The 19,688-nt window shown below is 67.4% G+C and carries 17 protein-coding genes; 10 read left to right on the top strand and 7 right to left on the bottom strand.

Annotation, left to right across the window (positions count from 1 at the left end; translation table 11 throughout):
• Positions 1 to 35: 35 nt before the first annotated feature.
• Together IAI59_RS18800 and IAI59_RS18805 are read left to right on the top strand one after the other, a co-directional pair.
• On the top strand, positions 36 to 1,208 hold the full coding sequence (locus IAI59_RS18800) for a CaiB/BaiF CoA transferase family protein (RefSeq protein WP_207415911.1): 1,173 nt from the start codon (positions 36 to 38) through the stop codon (positions 1,206 to 1,208).
• Between the two features lie 3 nt (positions 1,209 to 1,211).
• The gene (locus IAI59_RS18805) at positions 1,212 to 2,396 is read left to right on the top strand and encodes an enolase C-terminal domain-like protein (RefSeq protein ID WP_207415912.1); all 1,185 of its coding nucleotides are present in this window, start codon (positions 1,212 to 1,214) and stop codon (positions 2,394 to 2,396) included.
• A 70-nt stretch (positions 2,397 to 2,466) separates the two neighbouring features.
• Here the strand turns inward: IAI59_RS18805 and IAI59_RS18810 are convergent, their stop codons facing one another.
• Positions 2,467 to 2,643, bottom strand: a complete 177-nt coding sequence (locus IAI59_RS18810; RefSeq protein ID WP_207415913.1) for a hypothetical protein — start codon at positions 2,641 to 2,643, stop codon at positions 2,467 to 2,469.
• Here IAI59_RS18810 and IAI59_RS18815 point away from each other — a divergent pair.
• Complete coding sequence (locus IAI59_RS18815; RefSeq protein WP_207415914.1) at positions 2,642 to 2,785, top strand: hypothetical protein; 144 nt, start codon at positions 2,642 to 2,644, stop codon at positions 2,783 to 2,785. The genes IAI59_RS18810 and IAI59_RS18815 overlap by 2 nt on opposite strands.
• Before the next feature lie 336 nt (positions 2,786 to 3,121).
• Complete coding sequence (locus IAI59_RS18820; RefSeq protein WP_207415915.1) at positions 3,122 to 4,600, top strand: DUF4214 domain-containing protein; 1,479 nt, start codon at positions 3,122 to 3,124, stop codon at positions 4,598 to 4,600.
• Positions 4,601 to 4,633: 33 nt separating this feature from the next.
• Here IAI59_RS18820 and IAI59_RS18825 read toward each other — a convergent pair whose 3' ends face one another.
• The 3 genes from IAI59_RS18825 to IAI59_RS18835 all read right to left on the bottom strand — a co-directional run bounded on the left by IAI59_RS18825 (position 4,634) and on the right by IAI59_RS18835 (position 9,123).
• A complete protein-coding gene (locus IAI59_RS18825; protein ID WP_207415916.1) occupies positions 4,634 to 5,008 on the bottom strand; it encodes a response regulator in 375 nt (124 codons plus the stop codon).
• A gap of 21 nt (positions 5,009 to 5,029) precedes the next feature.
• Positions 5,030 to 6,469 carry an ATPase domain-containing protein gene (locus IAI59_RS18830; protein WP_207415917.1) on the bottom strand — a complete coding sequence of 480 codons (1,440 nt, stop codon included), beginning with the start codon at positions 6,467 to 6,469 and terminating at the stop codon, positions 5,030 to 5,032.
• 107 nt (positions 6,470 to 6,576) lie between these two features.
• Positions 6,577 to 9,123: a response regulator gene (locus IAI59_RS18835; RefSeq protein ID WP_207415918.1), complete on the bottom strand. Its 2,547-nt coding sequence runs from the start codon at positions 9,121 to 9,123 to the stop codon at positions 6,577 to 6,579.
• A gap of 285 nt (positions 9,124 to 9,408) precedes the next feature.
• Here IAI59_RS18835 and IAI59_RS18840 point away from each other — a divergent pair, with 285 nt between their 5' ends.
• The gene (locus IAI59_RS18840; RefSeq protein ID WP_207415919.1) at positions 9,409 to 9,723 is read left to right on the top strand and encodes a hypothetical protein; all 315 of its coding nucleotides are present in this window, start codon (positions 9,409 to 9,411) and stop codon (positions 9,721 to 9,723) included.
• 19 nt (positions 9,724 to 9,742) lie between these two features.
• Here the strand turns inward: IAI59_RS18840 and IAI59_RS18845 are convergent, their stop codons facing one another.
• The gene (locus IAI59_RS18845; protein WP_207415920.1) at positions 9,743 to 10,387 is read right to left on the bottom strand and encodes a TetR/AcrR family transcriptional regulator; all 645 of its coding nucleotides are present in this window, start codon (positions 10,385 to 10,387) and stop codon (positions 9,743 to 9,745) included.
• Between the two features lie 175 nt (positions 10,388 to 10,562).
• On the opposite strand from IAI59_RS18845, the gene IAI59_RS18850 reads away from it, so the two are divergent.
• The 5 genes from IAI59_RS18850 to IAI59_RS18870 all read left to right on the top strand — a co-directional run bounded on the left by IAI59_RS18850 (position 10,563) and on the right by IAI59_RS18870 (position 18,207).
• Positions 10,563 to 11,636 carry an efflux RND transporter periplasmic adaptor subunit gene (locus IAI59_RS18850; protein WP_207415921.1) on the top strand — a complete coding sequence of 358 codons (1,074 nt, stop codon included), beginning with the start codon at positions 10,563 to 10,565 and terminating at the stop codon, positions 11,634 to 11,636.
• A 3-nt stretch (positions 11,637 to 11,639) separates the two neighbouring features.
• Positions 11,640 to 14,756: an efflux RND transporter permease subunit gene (locus IAI59_RS18855; RefSeq protein WP_207415922.1), complete on the top strand. Its 3,117-nt coding sequence runs from the start codon at positions 11,640 to 11,642 to the stop codon at positions 14,754 to 14,756.
• A gap of 92 nt (positions 14,757 to 14,848) precedes the next feature.
• Positions 14,849 to 15,514: an SGNH/GDSL hydrolase family protein gene (locus IAI59_RS18860; RefSeq protein WP_207415923.1), complete on the top strand. Its 666-nt coding sequence runs from the start codon at positions 14,849 to 14,851 to the stop codon at positions 15,512 to 15,514.
• Between the two features lie 133 nt (positions 15,515 to 15,647).
• The gene (locus IAI59_RS18865) at positions 15,648 to 17,069 is read left to right on the top strand and encodes an MBOAT family O-acyltransferase (protein WP_207415924.1); all 1,422 of its coding nucleotides are present in this window, start codon (positions 15,648 to 15,650) and stop codon (positions 17,067 to 17,069) included.
• A 10-nt stretch (positions 17,070 to 17,079) separates the two neighbouring features.
• Positions 17,080 to 18,207, top strand: a complete 1,128-nt coding sequence (locus IAI59_RS18870; protein WP_207415925.1) for an alginate O-acetyltransferase AlgX-related protein — start codon at positions 17,080 to 17,082, stop codon at positions 18,205 to 18,207.
• 4 nt (positions 18,208 to 18,211) lie between these two features.
• Here the strand turns inward: IAI59_RS18870 and IAI59_RS18875 are convergent, their stop codons facing one another.
• Both IAI59_RS18875 and IAI59_RS18880 read right to left on the bottom strand, forming a co-directional pair.
• Positions 18,212 to 18,955 (bottom strand): GDSL-type esterase/lipase family protein, encoded by a 744-nt coding sequence (locus IAI59_RS18875; protein WP_207415926.1) that lies wholly within the window; start codon positions 18,953 to 18,955, stop codon positions 18,212 to 18,214.
• Positions 18,956 to 18,957: 2 nt separating this feature from the next.
• Entirely contained in the window at positions 18,958 to 19,659 is a 702-nt protein-coding gene (locus tag IAI59_RS18880) for an ABC transporter permease (protein ID WP_207415927.1), read from the bottom strand.
• Between the last annotated feature and the right edge of the window lie 29 nt (positions 19,660 to 19,688).

The raw sequence follows: 19,688 nt of genomic DNA on the forward strand, positions 1-19,688 counted from the left end.
GCTACCATGCATGGGCCGAAGGGAAGGAATCACCGATGTTGCCATTGTCACGCTTCACCGTGCTCGACCTCACGCGCGTCCGGTCCGGCCCGACGGCGGTGCGCCAGCTGGCCGACTGGGGCGCCAATGTCATCAAGATCGAGGCGCCGGAGGCGATCGACACCGGCAAGGGCCTGGGCGGCGATACGCTGGGGCCGGATTATCAGAACGTCCATCGCAACAAGCGCGGCATCACGCTGAACCTCAAGGCGCCGGAAGGCCTGGCGGCTTTCCGCCGGCTGGTGGAGAAGGCCGACGTGGTGGTGGAAAACTACCGGCCCGACGTGAAGGAACGCCTGGGCATCGACTACCCGGCCCTGGCTGCCATCAACCCGCGCATCGTCCTGGGCAGCATCTCGGGCTTCGGCCAGGATGGGCCCTACGCCAAGCGGCCGGGGTTCGACCAGATCGCGCAGGGCATGGGCGGGCTGATGAGCGTAACGGGTTTGCCGGGGCAGGGGCCGGTACGCGCCGGCATCCCGGTGGCCGACCTCACGGCCGGGCTTTATTGCGCCATCGGCATCATGGTGGCGCTGCTGGAGCGCGAGCAGACGGGCCAGGGGCGCTGGGTGCATACCTCGCTGCTGGAGGCGATGGTGGCGATGATGGACTTCCAGGCCACTCGCTGGACCATGAAGGGTGAGGTGCCGCAGCAAGCCGGCAACGATCACCCGACCACCATCCCCACCGGGCTGTTCCGTGCCAGCGACGGCGTGGTCAACATTGCCGGCGGCGGCGGCGAGATGTGGCGCCGCATCGTGGAGGTGCTCGGCATCGAGGAACAGGCGAAGGACCCGGAGCTGGCGACCGATGCCCTGCGTTCGCGCAACCGCGCCAAGACCAACGCGGTGATCCAGGCCCGGCTGGAAACCGACACGGCCGCCAACTGGGTGAACAGGTTCAACGCCGCCGGCGTGCCGAGCGGCCATGTCTATTCCATGGACCAGGTCTTCGCCGACGAGCAGGTGCGTCACCTCGGATTGGCCTGGCCCGTGCAGCATCCGAAGCTGGGCGAGATCGCCCTGGTGCGGCCGCCCATGCAGCTGGATGGCGTGGCGCCCGCCAGCAACCCCACCCCGGATCGTGGCCAGCATACGGACACGGTGCTGGCGGAGTTCGGCTTTTCCCCGGACGAGATCAGCGCATTGCGCGACCAGAAGGTGATCTGACCCATGCGCATCGTTTCCATCCGCGACGGCGTGGCGCCGATCGCCAGCGACATCGCCAACGCCTATATCGATTTTTCCAAGATGACGGCGAGCATCGTCGCCGTGACGGTGGAAGATGGCGCGGGACGGCGGGCCACCGGCTTTGGCTTTAATTCCAATGGCCGGTACGCGCAGCCGGGCCTGTTGCGGGAGCGCTTCATTCAGCGGTTGCTGGAAGCGCCGGAGGTGGCGCTGTCCACGCCGGAGGGCACGTTGAACCCGGCCGGCGCCTGGGCAGCGATGATGCGCAACGAGAAGCCCGGCGGCCATGGCGAGCGCAGCGTGGCGGTGGGGGTGCTGGACATGGCGCTGTGGGACGCCGCGGCCAAGCTGGAAGGCGTGCCATTGTGGAAGCTGTTGGCCGAGCGCTACCGCCAGGGACAGGCCGATGACAGCGCCTGGATCTACGCCGCCGGCGGCTATTACTACCCTGGCAAGGGCGTGGACGCGCTGGTCGAGGAAATGCGGCGATACCTCGGCATGGGCTATTCCGTGGTGAAGATGAAGATCGGCGGCGCCCCGGGCACACCGCTGCGCGACGCCTTGAAAGAGGATGTGGCGCGGATCGAGGCAGTGCTGAAGCTGTTGGGCGGCGACGGCTCGCGGCTATGCGTGGACGTCAACGGCCGCTTCGGCCTGCATGCCGCGCTGAGCTACGGCGCCGCGCTCACGCCCTACAAGCTGCGGTGGTACGAGGAGCCGCTGGACCCCTTGGACTACAGCACCCATGCCGCCCTGGCCGAACATTATGACGGCCCGATCGCCACGGGCGAGAACCTGTTCAGCATGGTCGATGCCCGCAACCTGATCCGCCATGGTGGCCTGAGGCCGGACCGCGACGTCCTGCAATTCGACCCGGCCCTGTCCTACGGCCTCGTAGAGTACCTTCGAACGCTGGAGATGCTGGTGGCCCACGGCTGGAGCCCGCGCCGCTGCGTGCCGCATGGCGGGCATCAGTTTGCCTTGAACATCGCGGTCGGGCTGGGGCTGGGGGGCAATGAAAGCTACCCGGAGGTCTTCGCGCCGTTTGGCGGCTTCGCGGATGACAGTCCCGTGCAGGACAGCCGTATCAAGCTGCACGACACGCCTGGTATCGGCTTCGAACGCAAGTCGGCGCTATACACAGTGCTCAAGACGCTGACCGACTAGAACGCAGATCGGCCTGGTGGCGCACCCTCAGGGTGCGTGGCCAAGCCGTCACACGGTGATCGTGCCGTGTTCAGAAAGGGCGGTAGGACCCGAGGCCGAGGCTGTTCTTCTCGCCCCAGCTGTTCCAGGTGCCGTTCATCTCAGCCAGTTCAGCGTAGGCAGCGCTTTCGCGCTCGCGGCGGGCGGCAGCCACGGCATCCTCGCGGGACTTCTTGGCACTGCGCGGGTCGGTGAGCTTGTTGTCCATGATCGCCTCCGTTGCTGAGCCTAAATTGGGGCAAAACCTCGCCACATTCCAGCCTTATATGACGATGGCAGGTCACGTTTTTGCCATTTTCTCTTTAGAAACAGGTTTGGATTCAGAACAAACTTATGAAATATCAATTTAGAACAATGGTCTAGAGGGGAGTGGTGCTAGGCTTAAACACGGCCGTAAGGGGCATATGAGAACGTAATTAGCTCCTCCTGCGCGATAATTTTTCTTATGTAAAATTATTGCTTCGAAATGGATTGTTGTCATTCTAGAAAGTTCTTTGTCACGATGTACGATCGACAAAAAGCGACCTTGTCAGACAGAACTTACATCGATAGCTCTGCTTATTTCTCCTGTCGCAACTTAAGCACCCGGATAGAGAGGGGATCGATGTTCAAGCGATGACCTTACTGGTCGTCCTGAGCACATGCCCTATCACCGAGTGATATTGCGCCACATAGGAGATGCCCCGGTGAGCACATCAGTCAACGTTCCTATCGGCCGCAATCAGACCATTTCGGCTTCGGGTGACTACACTCTGACTCTCGGTTTATCGTCCTCCGTCACCGTACAGCGGGACGTGTCGACCCCGGCCAACGACCCCGTGAATGTCGTTTTCGAGACGATATCTGCTCCGGTACTGAGTACGCTGACCGTTCAGAACGCAAGCGTCACCCTGGGCGGCTTGGCCAATCTGGGCGTGCTCACCACCTATAATATAGGCGATGGTGGTCTGCTGGACCTATCAAACCTTGCCAACATAAATGTCGCTGCTCCAATCCGGTTCACTGGCGAGGGAGGTATCCTTGCTTTGGATCATGACATCGGTTTGGGCGTGCTCAGCGGCATCAGTGGCTTCAACAACGATGACGTCATTGCTTTTCGCGATGTGGCAGTGGCCACCAGCGCACGTTATGCGAACGGCGTGCTGACCGTTTTCAATGGCGATTCTGCGGTTGCCAGCGTTGCGCTTGGTGGCACCTTCGATACCACTGCCCTTGGCGTGCAATCCGATGGACACGGCGGCGTTCATGTGGGCGTAGGCCTGGGCAATGGTGGCGGCTTGTCCAACGATGTCTTCGTGCAAGGCTTGCACAATGAATATATTTTGGCTCGGACCGATCTTGGCCAGTTGTACTTGCAGGATACTATTGGCGGGCGGGATGCCTCAACGACCGTGACTGACGGAACCTATGTGCTCTTTGCTGATGGCGTCGGGCGCTTTGACGCCAGCGGCATCGGCAGCGAAGTCGCGCATCTTTATCAGGCGGCGTTTGATCGCCGCCCCGATGCCACGGGCCTTGAATTCTGGATCAACCGTGTCGAGACGGGGGTGTCCAGCGAGATGGCCGTCGCGACTGGCTTCACCCAGTCCGACGAGTTCCGCGTGACCTATGGCAATCTCGACGACCGCAGCTACGTATCCCAGCTCTATCTGAACGTTCTCAATAGAGCAGGCGAGCAGACAGGCATTGATAGCTGGCTCAATCTGTTGAATACGGGCGCCGGTCGCGACACGGTACTATACGGCTTCGCTAACAGCTTCGAGAACGTCAACAATACGACTTCCCGTACCGGCGACAACGAATATGGCCACGCTTACCGTCTGTACGAGGCGGCGCTGAACCGAGCACCCGAAGCCACAGGTCTGAACTTCTGGTATAGCAAGCTCGAAGCCGGCGAGAGTGTCGTCCAGATCGCCCAGGGCTTCATGAATTCCGATGAATTTCGCACCAATTACGGCGGTCAGGACAACGATGGCTTCATCCGCCAGTTGTATCTGAACGTCCTGGGCCGGGCGCCTGACGCAGCCGGCTTCGAGCATTTCCAGGCCGAATTGGCTTCCGGAACGAGCCGTGCCGAGGTGCTGGTTTCCTTTTCGGACAGTCTGGAAAACCGCATCCAGACCGCAGGTGAAACCCACGACAACTGGATCTTTCTGGGAGCCTGAAGACCATGGTGGCGGCGGAATTGCTCCCCGCCGTCATACTTCCGGGTCGGGGCGGCCGATCAGAGTGATCACCGCCTCGACTATCTTCGACAGGACAAAAGGCTTGTCGAAGACCGCGGCGAACATCTGACCATGCTGCCGCGCTATCTCAGCTTGTGCTCCGCTCATCAGAATGATCGGCACCGCGCGCCCTTCCGGCAACTCCCGGATCGCGCGGGTCATCTCCAAACCATTCATCGCCGGCATCATGAAGTCGGTGATCACAAGAGACGGGTGGTCGCGCTGGAAGACCTCCAGCCCCTTTCGTCCGTTGCTGGCGCGAACGACCATGAACCCCTCGTCTTCCAACGCGAATGTCAGCACATTCGCGATGAGGAACTCATCATCGACCACCAGAATGGTTGTCATGCTGCGGGTCCGCCTAGCCCATCAGCGTCCCGGCACCGGGCCCGGCACGTGCGGATAGGTCTGCGTATCCCGCATCGCCCCGGCCAGGTGAAGCCCACGTTCATCAATGATCAATTCTCGCAGGGATGGATCGAAGTGACTGTCCCTGACTTTGATAACGGATAGCATCCGCCGGAGTTCAGCATCCGCCTCGACAAATCTCGTGAGCAGCAAATTGTCGTACAGGCTCGACAATTCGAAGGCCGGTGCCTGGGCATTGGCATCGAACATGTCACGGATTTCCCAAGTGGCGATGACCGTGGCCCTAAGGCCACGCAGCTCGTTCATCAGCGCGGTGAAGAACTCCACATGGCGATGCGGATTGGTGCTGGCACGCGCGATGCCGCCCAGGCTGTCGATCATCACGCGACGGAAGCCACCTTGCCGCACCGCGTCCAGGAGCCGGTGCCCCAGCGCATCCATCAGCCGCTCGGTCGTCGGCTGCCACATGACCCTGACGGCGCCGGACGCAATCTTGCCGCGCAGGTCGATGCCGATGGATGCCGCCTTCTGCACCAGCCTGGCTTCGGTCTCATAGAAACCAAAAACCAGCCCAGGGGCTTCTGGCGTCGCCTCCGCGATCATGTGCAGGCCAAGGCTGGTCTTGCCGCTGCCGGAAGGCCCCAGGACCAGGGTGCTGGACGCCGGCTGCAGACCGCCGCCGATCATCGCATCCAGTTCTGGAACGCCGGTGCGGGCCCGGGCGGCCTCCGTCACCTCATCTGTAAGGCGAGTGCTGGGCAGCGCCTCCAACCGGGGGTAGACGACGATACCGTCGTCGCCGATGTCGAACTCATGCAGACCGGACAGGGCGCCGCTGCCGCGGGTCTTGCGCAGGTGCAGGCGGCGGACGGAGCGGCTGCCGAATACATCCTCGCCCAGCTCGATCACGCCATCGACCATGGTGTGCTCGGGGCTGGAGTCGTCCAGCCTCGCGCTGGTCAGAAACAACACGGTGCACCCGGCGAAGGCGGCGTGCCCCTGCAGCTCGGCGATGAACCGCTTGGTGTCCAGCTGCGTTTCCGCGCGGGACCGGGCGGTGAGCACGCCATCGACTACCAGCAGGGACGCCTTCTGGCGGCTGATCTCCCGGCGCAGCAGCCGCACCACCTCGTCGAGCCCTTCGGTCATCAGGGTATCGAAGGCGCTGACGAACTGCATGTCGCTGCCGACCCGCGCCTGGTCGAAGAAGCTCATGGTGGACAGGAACTGGAACAGCCGCTCGTGCGATTCCGAGAGCAGGGTGGCGAACAGCACCTTGCCGCCGCGGCGCGCATGGTGAAACGCGATCTGGCTGGCGAAGATCGTCTTGCCCGAGCCCGGGCGCCCCTGGATAATATATGAGGCGCCGGCGACCAGCCCCCCCTTCAGCAGGGTATCCAGTCCTCCGATGCCGCTTTCAAGCCGAGCCAGTTGTTGCAAAATCCGACTCAGCCTCACGCAGGAAGGGTGGAACGAGCGCGCCGCAGGTCAGCGCCGCGTGACCCTCATGCCCTGATCCTCCCTTCGGGTCAAAGCCCCAGGCGCGGTCAGCGGGTCCGCAATGACATCGCCTCGCCCAGGCTGCCGAGCAGCCGGCGGGTGTTGTAGGGCTTGCGCAACAGCACGGCGCTGTCGCGCATCGCCGCCGGCAGGTGATTCTCGCCAGACGCGAAGACCACCGCGATGCCGGGCGTCGCCACCCGGGCCTCGGCCGCGAGGCGGTCACCGGTCAGGCCGGGCAGGCCGATATCGGTCATCAACAGGTCGAAGCGCCGGCTTCTCAGCAGGGACAGCGCTACGGAGGCCTCGGGCGCGATCTCGACGGAATGCCCGGCGCGGCGGAGAATTTCGCTGGTATCCGCCCGGATGGCGGCGTCGTCCTCCACAAGTAGCACCGTCAAGGGCGGGACGGCGGCTTGCGACGACCCGGCCTGAATGCGAGACCGCTGCGCCTGATTGGCCAGCACGTGGCGGAACTTCCGCGCCAGCGCCTGCCGGGAATACGGCTTGCTGAGCAGCTCCACCCCCGCATCCAGCCGCCCACCATGCACGATGGCGTTTTCGGCGTAGCCCGAGGTGAACAGCACCGCGATCCCTGGCAGGCGGGCGCGGGCACGCTCGGCCAACTCGGTGCTGCGTATCGGCCCGGGCATCACCACATCGGTGAACAACAGGTCGATGGGCATGCCGCTTTCGATGATGGACAAGGCCGCCTGTGCGTCACGCGCCCGCAGCACGCGGTATCCCAGGCCGGTCAGCGTTTCCACCACCACGCCGCGCACCGCGTCGTCATCCTCCACCACCAGCACCGTCTCGGTGCCGCCGCCGACCGCGGGCGCGGACGGCAGGCTGTCCTGCTGCTCCTCCGCTTCGCTGCGGGGCAGATACAGCTTGATGCAGGTTCCCTGCCCCGGCTCGCTGTAGATGACGACATGGCCGCCCGACTGGCGGACGAAGCCGTAGACCATGGACAGGCCCAGCCCGGTGCCCTGCCCTTCCGGCTTCGTGGTGAAGAACGGCTCGAACACCTTGGCCTGCACCTCCGGCGTCATGCCGGTGCCGGTGTCGCTGACGGACAGGACAACATAGCTGCCGGGCACTGCCTCGGGGTTCATGCGCACGTAAGTCTCATCGAGCACGGCGTTGCTGGCTTCGATGGTCAGCTGCCCCTGGCCGTTCATGGCGTCGCGCGCGTTGATGGCCAGGTTCAACAGCGCGTTCTGCACCTGCCCAGGGTCGACCATCGTGTTCCACAACTCGGCCGCGACCACCGTTTCCAGCTCCACCTGCTCGCCCAGGCTGCGCCGCAACAAATCTTCCAGCCGGCTGACAAAGCGGCCGATGTTGACCACCCGGGGCTGCAGCGGTTGCCGGCGCCCGAAGGCCAGCAGCTGCGATGCCAGCCGTGCCCCACGCTCCACCGCCTCCAGCGCGCCATGCACCCGGTTGGTCGGCTCCCGTTGGCCGGCGACATCCTCGGCCAGCAGTTCCAGGCTGCCGTGGATCACCTGCAGCAGATTGTTGAAGTCGTGGGCGACACCGCCGGTCAGGTTGCCCATGGCTTCCATCTTCTGCGCCTGCAGAAGCTGCGCCTCGGCCTTCTGGCGCTCCTGTTGCTCCTCTGTCAGCTGGCGGGTGCGCTCCCGCACCCGCGCCTCCAGCTCCAGTGCGCTTTGCCGCAGCATGTCGCGGGCCCGGACGGTGTGCTCGATGTCGGTGCAGGAGCCGACCCAACGCTCCACTTGGCCCGTCGCCGCATCGCGCACCGGCAGGGCGCGGCGCAGAAACCAGCGCCACACCCCGTCAGCCCGGCGCAGGCGGTATTCCGACTGGTAGCCCTGGCCTGACTCGATCGCGTGGCGCCAATTCAGCGCGGCATCCGACTGGTCGTCCGGATGGACGACGCTGAGCCAGGTCTTGACGTCCGTGGCCCCGGCATCCAGCCCCGTGAACTCGCGCCAGCGATCGTTGAAGAAATCGTAGTCGCCGGCTGCATTCGCGGTCCAAACCAACTGCGGGATGGCCGAAGTCAATGCCTTGAGATGTTCCTCACTCTGCTGCAACCGCCGGCCATCGGCATCCTGGCGATGTTGCAACAGCACGCGCTCGGTGGTGTCCGTCACCAGGGACAACACGCCGACAGGCTGGTTGCGGCGGTTGCGCACCGGGCTGTAGTGCAGGTCCAGCCAGACGTCCTGCCGGGCCCCATCGCGCGACAGCGTATAAGGAAATTCCCGGAAGGACTGCGTGCCACCACGCAGGCAATGCCGCAGCACCTGCTCGGCGAACGTCGCGCCGTCCGGCCAGGCCTTCGCCGCGGGCTGGCCGAGCTGGTCCGGATGCCGGTCGCCGGAGAAGGCGGCGAAGGCATCGTTGTAGAGTATCGTCCCCGCCTCGCCCCACATCAGCACCAGCGGTATGGAAGAACCGAGCATGAAACTCACCGTCGCCCGCAGCGTCCCGCCCCATTCAATGATGGGGCCGAGCGGCGTTGCCGCCCAGTCGAACTCGCGGATCAGCGCCGCCATGCCGTGATGGCCCATGGGAAACTGCGTCGCTGGGTCGATGATGACATCGCGGACGACGCGGTTCATGGCAAACGCCGATCAGGCGGGACATCGCGCGGGCTATCGGGGGGGCAGGACACGGGAACCGACGGACTTTCGCTGGTTGAGCCGATTTACTTTAATAGAATGTAGGTTTCGCTGCATCAAATGTAAGTCCGCCAGGGAAACGAACTGCCACCACGCCCTATCCTCCGAGCAGATAAGATGGCCGGCCCACATCCGCGCCGTCCGGCCGCAGCGTGGTGGCGGCGCGGCGGCAACCCGTGTGGCGTCCGCGTGGTTCTCCTTACGACCGAACGGAGGATAACCATCATGCGCATTGCGACACTCGCCCTTTCCCTGGCCACCCTGGTAGGCGCCGCCACGCCGGTGCTCGCACAGCCCGGTCCGCAAACGCCGATCAGCCAGCCGCCGACCGCCTCGGTCCCCAATCCGAACAGCGGCACCGCCAGTTCCAGCACGGGGCTGAGCCGCCCCGGCGGCAATGCGGGCAACAGCGCCGCGCAGCCTGGGCCGCAATCCGCCACGCCGGCCCGCCCCGACACGCTGACCACGGAGGGCCCGTCGCTGGAAAGCCAGTCCGTCGGCCCCGGTGCACGGCCCGACCAGACTCCTCCCCGGCGCTGACCAGCCGGCGCCGGAAGGGTCAACCATCCGGCGCCGCCAGCAGCACGCGCATGGCCGATTGCAGATGCGCCGCTCGTAGCATCGCCGCATCCGGCGCCCCTTCTCCCAGTGTCATGCGCCAAACCGAGCCCATCAGGATCGGTGCGAGCAGCACATGGGCCAACCCCGGCAGGCTGTCGGCATCAGGGCGGAACTCACCGCTTTCCACCCCAGCGCGCAGCACCTGCCGGGTGAGCATCAGCGAAGGCTGCAGGATTTCGCTCCGGTAGAATTCCGCCAGCTCCGGGAAGCGGTCGGCTTCCGTCATCAGCAGCCGCATCAGGATGTGCTCGCGCGGCTCCAGCGCCATGCGGGCATAGCCCAGGTCAATCAACGCGGTGATGAGGCCGCGCGCGCTGCCGGCGAAGCCGCTGGCAAGTTGGTTCGCCTCGGCCAGCGCGGGTGCCACGCAGCTCGCGATGGCGGCACGGAACAGGTCGGTCTTGCCGCCGGGAAAGTAGTGATAAAGCAGTCCCTTGGTGACGCCGGCCCGGTTGGCGACCGCCGCCATGCGGGCACCGGCATAGCCACGGCCAGCAAATTCCTCCACCGCCGCTTCCAGAATCAGGGCATGGCGCTCGGCGGAAGGCAGCCGGGCGCCCCGGGCAGGCAGTGCATCGTTCATCGTCGCATCCAGTTATTGACCATTTGGTCAACAAGAACAATATAGCCTTGGCCGCGGCCTACTGCCGCCATGCCTGGGACCCCGGACCTCGTCCATGCTCGACAGCCCGATGCCACACGCTGACTACGCTTCCCGATGTAGGCCGGTTGCCCGCTCCCGGCGCTGGCTGGCGCTGTTGGTCCTTGTCCTGGCCGGCGGGGCCGGCTGGTGGCTGTGGCCGCGCACGGCGCCGGTGTCCGTGCCGGTCACGACGTCCGCCTCCCCCCTCCCGTCGCTGTCGGTCACCGTGGTCCCGGTGCAGGCACGCCCGCTCGCCCGCGTTGTTTTCGGGGACGGCAGTGTCGTGCCATGGCAGGAACTGGTGATCGGGGCCGAAACCGGAGGGCTGCGGGTTTCCGCCGTCCTGGTCGAGGAAGGCGATGCCGTGCGGGCCGGGCAGGTGCTGCTGCAACTGGACGCCTCCGTGGCCACCGCGCAACGCGATGGCGCAGCGGCTGGCCTGCAGGAAGCCGAGGCTGCGCTGGCCATCGCGCGCAGCGACCTCGGCCGCGCCACGCAGTTGTCGACCTCGGGCAGCGCGTCGCGCCAGCTGGTGGACCAGCGGCAGGCGGCGGCACGGCAGGCCGAGGCGCGGCTCGCTTCCGCCCGCGCCGCCCTGGCGGAAGCCGAGGCACGGCTGGCGCAGGCCACCATCCGCGCACCCTTCGCGGGTATCGTGCTGCGACGAAACGTGCTGGCCGGCGCCGTGCCGGGCCTTGGCACTGAGCTGGTGCGGCTGCTGCGCGACGGGCGGCTGGAACTGGATGCCCGGGTGCCAGAGCTGGAGCTGTCCGCCGTGGCCCCGGGCCAGGCGGTGCGGGTGACGCATGGCGGGCGGGAGATCGCCGCCACGGTGCGCGCGGTGGCCCCAAACGTGACGGCGGAAAGCCGGCTGGGCGTCGTGCACGTGGCCTTGCCGCCGGACTCCGGCCTGCGCCCGGGCATGTTCGCCCGTGCCGAGATCCATGGCGACGCCGCGCCCGCCCTGGTGGTGCCGCAGGAGGCCGTGGTGTTCCGCGACGGCGCCGCCGCCGCTTTCGTGGTGGAGGACGGTCAGGCGCGGCTGCGCCGGCTGGACACCGGCGCGCGGCAGGATGGCGAGGTGGAAGTCCGCGCCGGCCTCGCCGCCGGCGAAGCCGTGGTGCGGTCCGGCGCAGGCTTTCTGGCGGATGGCGACCGCGTGCGCGTGGTCCCGGCCGTGGGTGGCTGAGCGATGGCCGAGCACCGCAACATCTCCGCCTGGGCCATCCGCAACCCGGTGGCCACCGCCGTGCTGTTTCTGCTGCTGATGGTGGCGGGCCTGGTCACCTACCCCCTGCTCCGCATCAACAACACCCCGGACCTCGACCTGCCGGTGGTGGTGGTCACCGTCGCCCAGCCCGGCGCCGCGCCGAGCGAGCTGGAAACCACCGTGACGCGGCGGGTGGAGGATGCGGTCAGCGGGCTGGGCGATGTGCGCCACATCACCTCCACCGTGCTGGACGGCACATCGACCACCATCATCGAATTCGCGCTCGGCAAGAACATCGACCGCGCGACCAACGATGTGCGCGACCGTGTGGCCCGCATCCGTGCCGATTTGCCCGCCGCGATCCGCGACCCGGTGATCACCCGCGTGGAGGCCACCGGCGGCGCCATCCTCACCTACACCGTCGCCGCCCCCGCCATGGGCGACGCCGAGCTGAGCTGGTTTGTCGAGGACGTGCTGGCCAAGTCGCTCCTGTCGGTGAAGGGCGTGGCCGAGATCAACCGCGTGGGCGGCGTGGATCGGGAGATCCGCGTGTCGTTGAAGCCGGACCGCATGCTGGCGCTGGGCATCACGGCGGCGCAGGTGAACGACCAGTTGCGCGCGCTGAACATCGACCTGCCCGGCGGACGCGGCACGCTGGGCGGCGCCGAGCAGGCGATCCGCACCCTCGGCGCGGCGCCCAGCGTGGAATCCCTGCGGGCCCGCAGCATCGTGCTGCCCAATGGCCGCACCGCGCGGCTGGGCGACCTCGCCGATGTCAGCGACGGCACGGCCGAGGTGCGCAGTGCCGCCCGCCTGGATGGTCGCCCCGTGGTGGGCTTCGAGGTGCTGCGGACCAAGGGCTCCTCCGAGGTCGCGGTGGCCGAAGGCGTCGCCGCCCGGGTGCGGGAGCTGATGGCCACGCATGCCGGCGTCGAGATCCGCCAGGTGGCATCCACCGTCACCTTCGTGGTGGATGGCTACCACGCGGCGGTGGAGGCGCTGCTGGTCGGCGCCGCGCTGGCCATGCTGGTGGTGTGGCTGTTCCTGCGCGACTGGCGGGCGACCTGGATCGCCTCCATCGCCATGCCCTTCTCCCTGGTCCCGACCTTCTTCGTGATGTGGTGCTTCGGCTTTTCGCTGAACAACGTCACGCTGCTGGGGCTGACGCTGGTGGTCGGCGTGCTGGTGGACGATGCGATCGTCGAGATTGAGAACATCGTCCGCCACCTGCGCGCGCACCCCGAGCGCGGCACCATGCGCGCGGCGCTGGATGCCTCGGCCGAGATCGGGCTGGCGGTGGTGGCCACCACCGCCACCATCCTGGCGGTGTTCGTGCCGGTCGCCTTCATGCCCGGCATCCCCGGCCAGTTCTTCCGGGAGTTCGGGCTGACCGTGGCCGCCGCCGTGGCCTTTTCCCTGGTGGTGGCCCGGCTGCTGACCCCGTTGCTGGGCGCGCACTTCCTGAAGGCCGGCGCCGGCGGCCATGACGAGGACGCGACCGGTGCCTTCGGCCGGCGCTACCTGCCGCTGCTGCAATGGTGCCTGCGGCACCGCTTCGTCACCCTGGTGGCGGGGGTCGGGTTTCTGGCCGTGTCCTTCGCGCTGGTGCCGTTCATTCCCAAGGACTTCGTGCCCGGCGCCGACCGCGCCCGGTCGTCCCTGTCCATCGAGCTGCCGCCGGGATCCACCCTGGCCGAGACCGATCGGGTGGTGCAGCAGGCGACGCGCATCCTGAAGGCGCGGCCCGAGGTGGCCAGCGTCTTCGCCTCCATGGGCACCAGCACGGGCGGGCAGATGGCGATCGGTTCCGTCACCCGGGCGGGTGATCCGCGCCAAGCCAACCTGACCGTCAACCTGCTGCCGCGCCGCCAGCGCGCCCTGACCCAGCAACAGTTCGAATCGGCCGTCCGCCCGGCGCTGGAACAGTTGCCCGGCACCCGTGTGCGCTTCGGCGCGGACGGGCAAAGCGGTTCCAAGCTGGAGATCACCCTGGTGGGCGAGGACGGCGCGCTGCTGAATGCCACCGCCGCGGAGCTGGAGCGGCAGATGCGCGCGCTGCCGCAGCTGGCCGGCGCCCGTTCCACCGCCAGCCTGGCGCGGCCGGAACTGCAGATCGTGCCGCTGGAAGGCCGGGCGGCGGATGCCGGCGTGTCGTCCAGCGCCATCGCCGCCACGGCGCGCATCGCCACCACCGGGGACATCGACCAGAACCTGCCCCGCTTCAACCTGCCGGACCGGCAGATCCCGATCCGCGTGATGCTGGACGAGCAGGCGCGGGGCGACATGTCCCAGCTCGCCGCCCTGCGCGTCGATGGCCGCGGCGGCCCGGTGCCGCTCGGTGCCGTGGCCGAGATCCGCCACGGCGCCGGCCCTGCGCAGGTGGACCGGCTGGACCGCGTGCGCAAGGTGACCGTGCAGGCGGAGCTGAACGGACTGCCGCTCGGTGTCGCGACCGATCTGGTCGCTGGCCTGCCGGTCCTGCAGCGCCTGCCGCCCGGTGTCCGGCAGCAGGAGGTGGGCGACACGGAGGTGATGCGCGAGTTGTTCGGCGGCTTCGGCATGGCGCTGGGGGCCGGCGTGCTGATGGTCTACCTGGTGCTGGTGCTGCTGTTCGGCGGCTTTCTGCAGCCGTTGACCATCATGTCCGCCCTGCCCCTGTCGCTCGGCGGCGCTCTGCTGGCGCTGCTGATCGCGCAGAAGTCGCTGGGCGTTTCGGCCGTGATCGGCGTGCTGATGCTGATGGGTATTGTCGCCAAGAACTCCATTCTGCTGGTGGAATACGCCATCCTGGCGCGGCGCGACCGCGGGCTGGACCGTGACAGCGCGATCCTGGAAGCCGCGCGCAAGCGGGCGCGGCCGATCGTCATGACGACCATCGCGATGTGCGCCGGCATGGCCCACATCGCGCTCGGCCTCGGGGCGGACAGCGAGTTCCGCTCGCCCATGGCGCTGGTGGTGATCGGCGGGCTGCTGACCTCCACGCTGCTCAGCCTCGTCTTCGTGCCGGTGGCCTACTCTTATATGGACGGGGTGGAGCAATGGCTGACGCGGCGGTTGCGCCGCGGCCCCCTGCCAAGCCAGAGGTTGCAGAAAACGTAAAAAGATCGTGCAAAACGTCTCGTTTTTCTCTCCGCGCAATTTATAAGGGAGTCACGGCCACCGGTGGCCGCTGGCAGCGGAGCCTTGACTGCATGCAATCGATCCTCATGGGCCTGTCCCTGTTGGTTCTGGGCGACAGCCATTTCGGCAAGCCCGACTACCTGATCACCACGCTGCAGGATGAGTTGATCCGCCGCGGCGCCAAGGTGGCCACCTATTCCGCCTGCGGCTCCCCGCCCAGCATCTGGCTGACCGCGCGCGTCGCCTCCTGCGGCACGGCGCAGCGCCTGCAGTCCGGCCCGATCACCCAGCAGAGCGGCGCCGCCGCCAAGACCGTGCCGATCGACCAGCTGGTGGCGACCAACAAGCCGAACCTGATCATCGTGGCGATGGCCGACACCATCGGCGGCTACACCCGCCCCGCCCTGCCGCGCGACGACGTGCAGGAGCAGGTGACGGCGCTGACCGACAAGCTGCGCGCCATGAACATCCCCTGCCTGTGGGTGGGCCCGAGCTGGGGCACCGAGGGCGGTCCCTTCATGAAGACCTTCGCCCGCGTGCAGGAGCTGTCGGCCTACATGGCCACCGTGGTCAGCCCCTGCACCTACGTGGACAGCACCAAGCTGGACAAGCCGGGCGAGTGGCCCACCTTCGACGGCCAGCACTACACTGTTGCGGGCTATCGCTCCTATGGCACGGCTCTGGCGCAGCAGATCGCCCAGATGCCCGAGGTCAAGGCCGCCATCGGCGCGCGCTGAGCCGCGGCGCCCGGCGGGTTCGCCCGCCGGACGCCTGCCGGACTGACGCGGCCCGTGCCGGTCGTCGCTGCCTGAACCCGGGTGGCGGCGCGGCGCGGCTGCCCCCACGCCCTTCCAGTGCAGGCGCGACCGCATGATCTTCGCCTCCTTCGAATTCATCTTCCTGTTTCTGCCTGTCTATTTCGCGCTGTATTTTTTGACGCCGGCGCGCTTCCGCAACTGGCCGGTGCTCATCCTGTCCTGGGGCTTCTATGCCTGGTGGCGGGTGGACTTCCTGGGGCTGCTGGTGTCCGTGACGGTGTTCACCTTCACCATCGCCCGGCTGATGGACGCCAGGGGCGTCGACAGCCCCGCCGGCCGGCGGTTGTTCTGGGCGGGCATCCTGGGCAACCTCGGCGTGCTGGCCTACTTCAAATACGCCAACTTCGGGGTGGACACCTTCAACGGGCTGATCGAGGCCGCTGGCTTCACGCCGCTGGCCTGGACCGAGATCCTGCTGCCCATCGGCCTGTCCTTCTACGTGCTGCAATCGGTCAGCTACCTGATCGACCTCAAGCGCGGCCACGTGCCGGTCAGCCGCAACTTCATCGCCTACGCCACCTACAAGGCGATCTTCTCGCAGCTCATCGCGGGTCCCATCGTGCGCTATGCTGAGATCGAGCAGGACCTGAAGTCCCGCCGCCACAGCCTGGCGATCTTCGGCGCCGGCGCGCGGCGCTTCATGATCGGCTTCGTCATGAAGGTAGCGCTGGCCGACACGCTGAGCCCGATGGTGGATGCCATTTTCGCCCTGCCCGCGCCGACGTTGCTGGAATCCTGGGCCGGCGCCATCGCCTATACCCTGCAGCTGTTCTTCGACTTCGCCGGCTACTCCGCCATGGCCATCGGGCTTGCGCTGATGTGCGGCTTCCACTTCCCGGAGAACTTCAACCACCCCTACCTGTCGGCCAACATCCAGGATTTCTGGAACCGCTGGCACATGACGCTGGGCCGCTTCCTCCGGGACTACCTGTACATCTCCATGGGCGGCAACAGGCGCGGTGCCGGGCGCACCTATCTCAACCTGTTTCTCACCATGGTGATCGGCGGGTTGTGGCACGGCGCCAACTGGACCTTCGTGCTCTGGGGCGTGTGGCATGGCGGCATGCTGGCGGCGCACCGCTGGTGGAACCGCGCCGGCTTCCGCATGCCCTTCTGGGTGGGCAACGCGGTGCTGATGCTCTGCGTCATCATCGGCTGGGTGACGTTCCGGGCGCACGACATCCACGCCACCTTCGGCATGTATCGCGGCATGCTGGGGCTGAACGGCGGCTGGGGCCTGACCGACGCCCTGGCGTGGCAGATTACGCCCGACCAGTGGTGGACCATGTTGATCGCCGCGGTGGTGATCTACCTGCCGCTGCTCGCCGCCCGCACGCCCCTGCTCCGCGCGCCGGAGGAGAATGGGCCTTTGTGGCGGGCAGCCTGGGTGGCGGCACCGTTCCTCGGCTTCCTGCTCAGCTTGGTGCTGCTGTACAGCCGCGCCGCCGTGCCCTTCCTCTATTTCCAGTTCTGAGGAGCGAGCAATGACCCCACCGGAAAGCCGCTTCCGCACCGCTGCCTCGGCCGGCCAGGCCGTCGCCGTCATCGCCCTGCTGGGCTGGGGTTTCTGGCAGGGCGTCACGGCGCTGTCGAAGCCCGAGGCCCAGGCCCGCATCCGGGACACGCTGTCCTGGTCCGCCCTGCTGAAAGGCGAGACGGCGGCGGCCGTGAACCACGCCATGGCGCACAACCTGCCCGTGGACCCGCAGTTCCGCGCCATCGGGGGCATCTTCCGCTGGATGCTGTTCGGCGCCGCCGGGCCACAGGTGCGTGCCGGCTGCGACGACTGGCTGTTCCTGACAGAGGAGCTGCGCCCCTGGCCGGAAGCCGAGGCGCACCAAGCCGCCCGCGTCGCCGCCCTGAAGCGCGTGGCCGACAAGCTGGCCGCCCAGGACATCCGGCTGGTGATCGCCGTCGTGCCGGACAAGGCGCGCGTTTACACGAACCAGCTGTGCGGCGTGCGCTGGTCGGCGCAGTCCCAGGCCCGGTACGCCGCCTTCACCGCGCAGTTGCAGGCGGCCGGCCTGAACAGCCTAGGCCTCTTGCCGGTGATGCAGGATGCCGCGCGCAGCGCCCCCGCCTTTTACCGCACCGACACACATTGGAGCCAGACGGGCGCCGCCGCCGCCGCCGCCGCGCTGGCCGCGCCGGTACGGGCGCAAGGCATCGCACCCGCCGAGGAGTTCCGTACCAGCGCCGAGCCGGCCGACAGCAACGGCCCGGGCGACCTGCTAAGGCTGATGAGTCTGGACCACGTGCCCGACTGGCTGCGCCCCACCCCGGACCGCCAGCGCAAGGAAACCACCGAGGCGGCGCAGCCGGCCGAGGCTGGCGGCGGCCTGCTGGACGACACGCCCACCCCGCCGGTGACGCTGCTGGGTTCCTCCTACTCCGTGAACGCCAATTTCCACGGCCGGCTGCAACAGGCACTCGGCGTCGCCGTGGCCAACTTCGCGGAAGCCGGCGGCGGCTTCTGGCGCGCGGCCAACACCTACTTCACCGGCGAGGCTTTCCGCGATACCCCGCCGAAGTTGGTGGTGTGGGAAATTCCGGAACGCGTGGTCGGCCAGCCGATCGACGCGGCGGAGCAGCGCTTCCTGGACCGGTGGTAGGGGCTCAGCGCCCCATTAGCTCGCGCATCTTCCACTCGATCGCCGTGGCGATGATGGCATAGCCCACGGCGGAAGGGTGCAACCGGTCCGGCGCCACCACCTCGGACAGGTTGCCCGCCGCGTCCAGCAACAGCGGCCCGGGGTCCAGAAAGGTGACGCGCTGCGCCTCGCTGGCACAGGTGGAGATCAGGTTGTTGACCTCCCGCACCAGGGGCCGGAACGGGTCCTGCGGCGTCGCGCCGCGCGGCAAGATGCCGAGCAGCAGGATCTTGCTGGACGGCGAGCGTGCGTGGATCATCCGCACCACCTCGGCAATGCCGGTCGCCACCTCGTCGGAGCGCGGGTTGTGCGCGTTGTTGGTGCCCAGCATCAGCACCACCAGCTCCGGCTTCAGGCTGGCGCCGAGCGGCGAACGGGCCAGACGCCACAGCATGCCCTGGGTGGTGTCGCTGCCGACGCCCATGTTGAGCGCCGCGCGATGGCCATAGAACTGCGCGAAGATCGGCGCCGCCCAGTTCTGTGTGATGGAGTCACCCAGAAACAGCAGCCGCACGCCGGACAGGTCGGTGCCGTTCAGCTGTTCCAGAACCTGCTGCCGCTGCTGCCACCATTCCAGGGCCACCGGCGCGGGCCTCGCTTCCGCGGGCGGCGGGTTGCGCGGCGGCAGCCGGTCGCACAGCATCTGCGCCGCCGCCGGCGAGCCGCAGCCCAGGGCCGCCAGCAGTGCCAGCCCCGCCGCCGCGCGCATGCTCAGCGGCTCGCGGCGATGCGGTCGCGCGCCAGCAACGTCACGGGCGTGCCGGACGGCGCCATCAGCCATACGCTGTACTGCCCACCGGCTTCCAGCTTGCCCAGGTCCTGCACGGGAGCCTGCTTGCCGCCGCAGGCCGCGCGCACGCTGGCGGCAGTCGGGTTGACGCTGCGCGACTTGGTGGTGTTGGGCGCGACGCCCGTGAACACCGCCTGGTTCGAGCCCTGGATGGTCAGCGAGCCATCGGCGCAGGCCGGGATGACGTTGTAGAAGGCGAGCCGCGCCCGCAGCTGGTTGAACTCCAGCCCATCCGGCAGCACGGTGGCCACCACCTTGCCGTCCACCTGGGCCAGGACGACGGTGTTGTAACCTTCCTTGAAGGTGACCTTGGACTGGCTCGCCTTCCCGTCCACCGTGATATCCAGCGTGATCTCGCGCCCCGCCGCCTTTTCAGCCGGCACATAGGGGCCGACGCGGTCGGCATCCCCCGCGCCCTGGGTGAAGGCGGGCGTGAAATCGGCCTTTACGGCCACGGCGCCGGGCAACGTGTTGATGAAACGGATAAAGGCGGTGCCATCCGGCAGCCGCTGCTCGTACAGCAGCGGGGCCTGAGACTGCGCGGGCTGCGCCGGCCACAGGCCGAACCCGGCGAACAAGGCGGCGGCGAGCGCCGTGCGGCGGAAGGGGCGGGCTGCGGACATCGGGCACTCCATGGCGGGGAAGGGGCGGG

Origin of the sequence: Roseomonas haemaphysalidis, assembly GCF_017355405.1 — a bacterium.
Classification (GTDB): domain Bacteria; phylum Pseudomonadota; class Alphaproteobacteria; order Acetobacterales; family Acetobacteraceae; genus Pseudoroseomonas; species Pseudoroseomonas haemaphysalidis.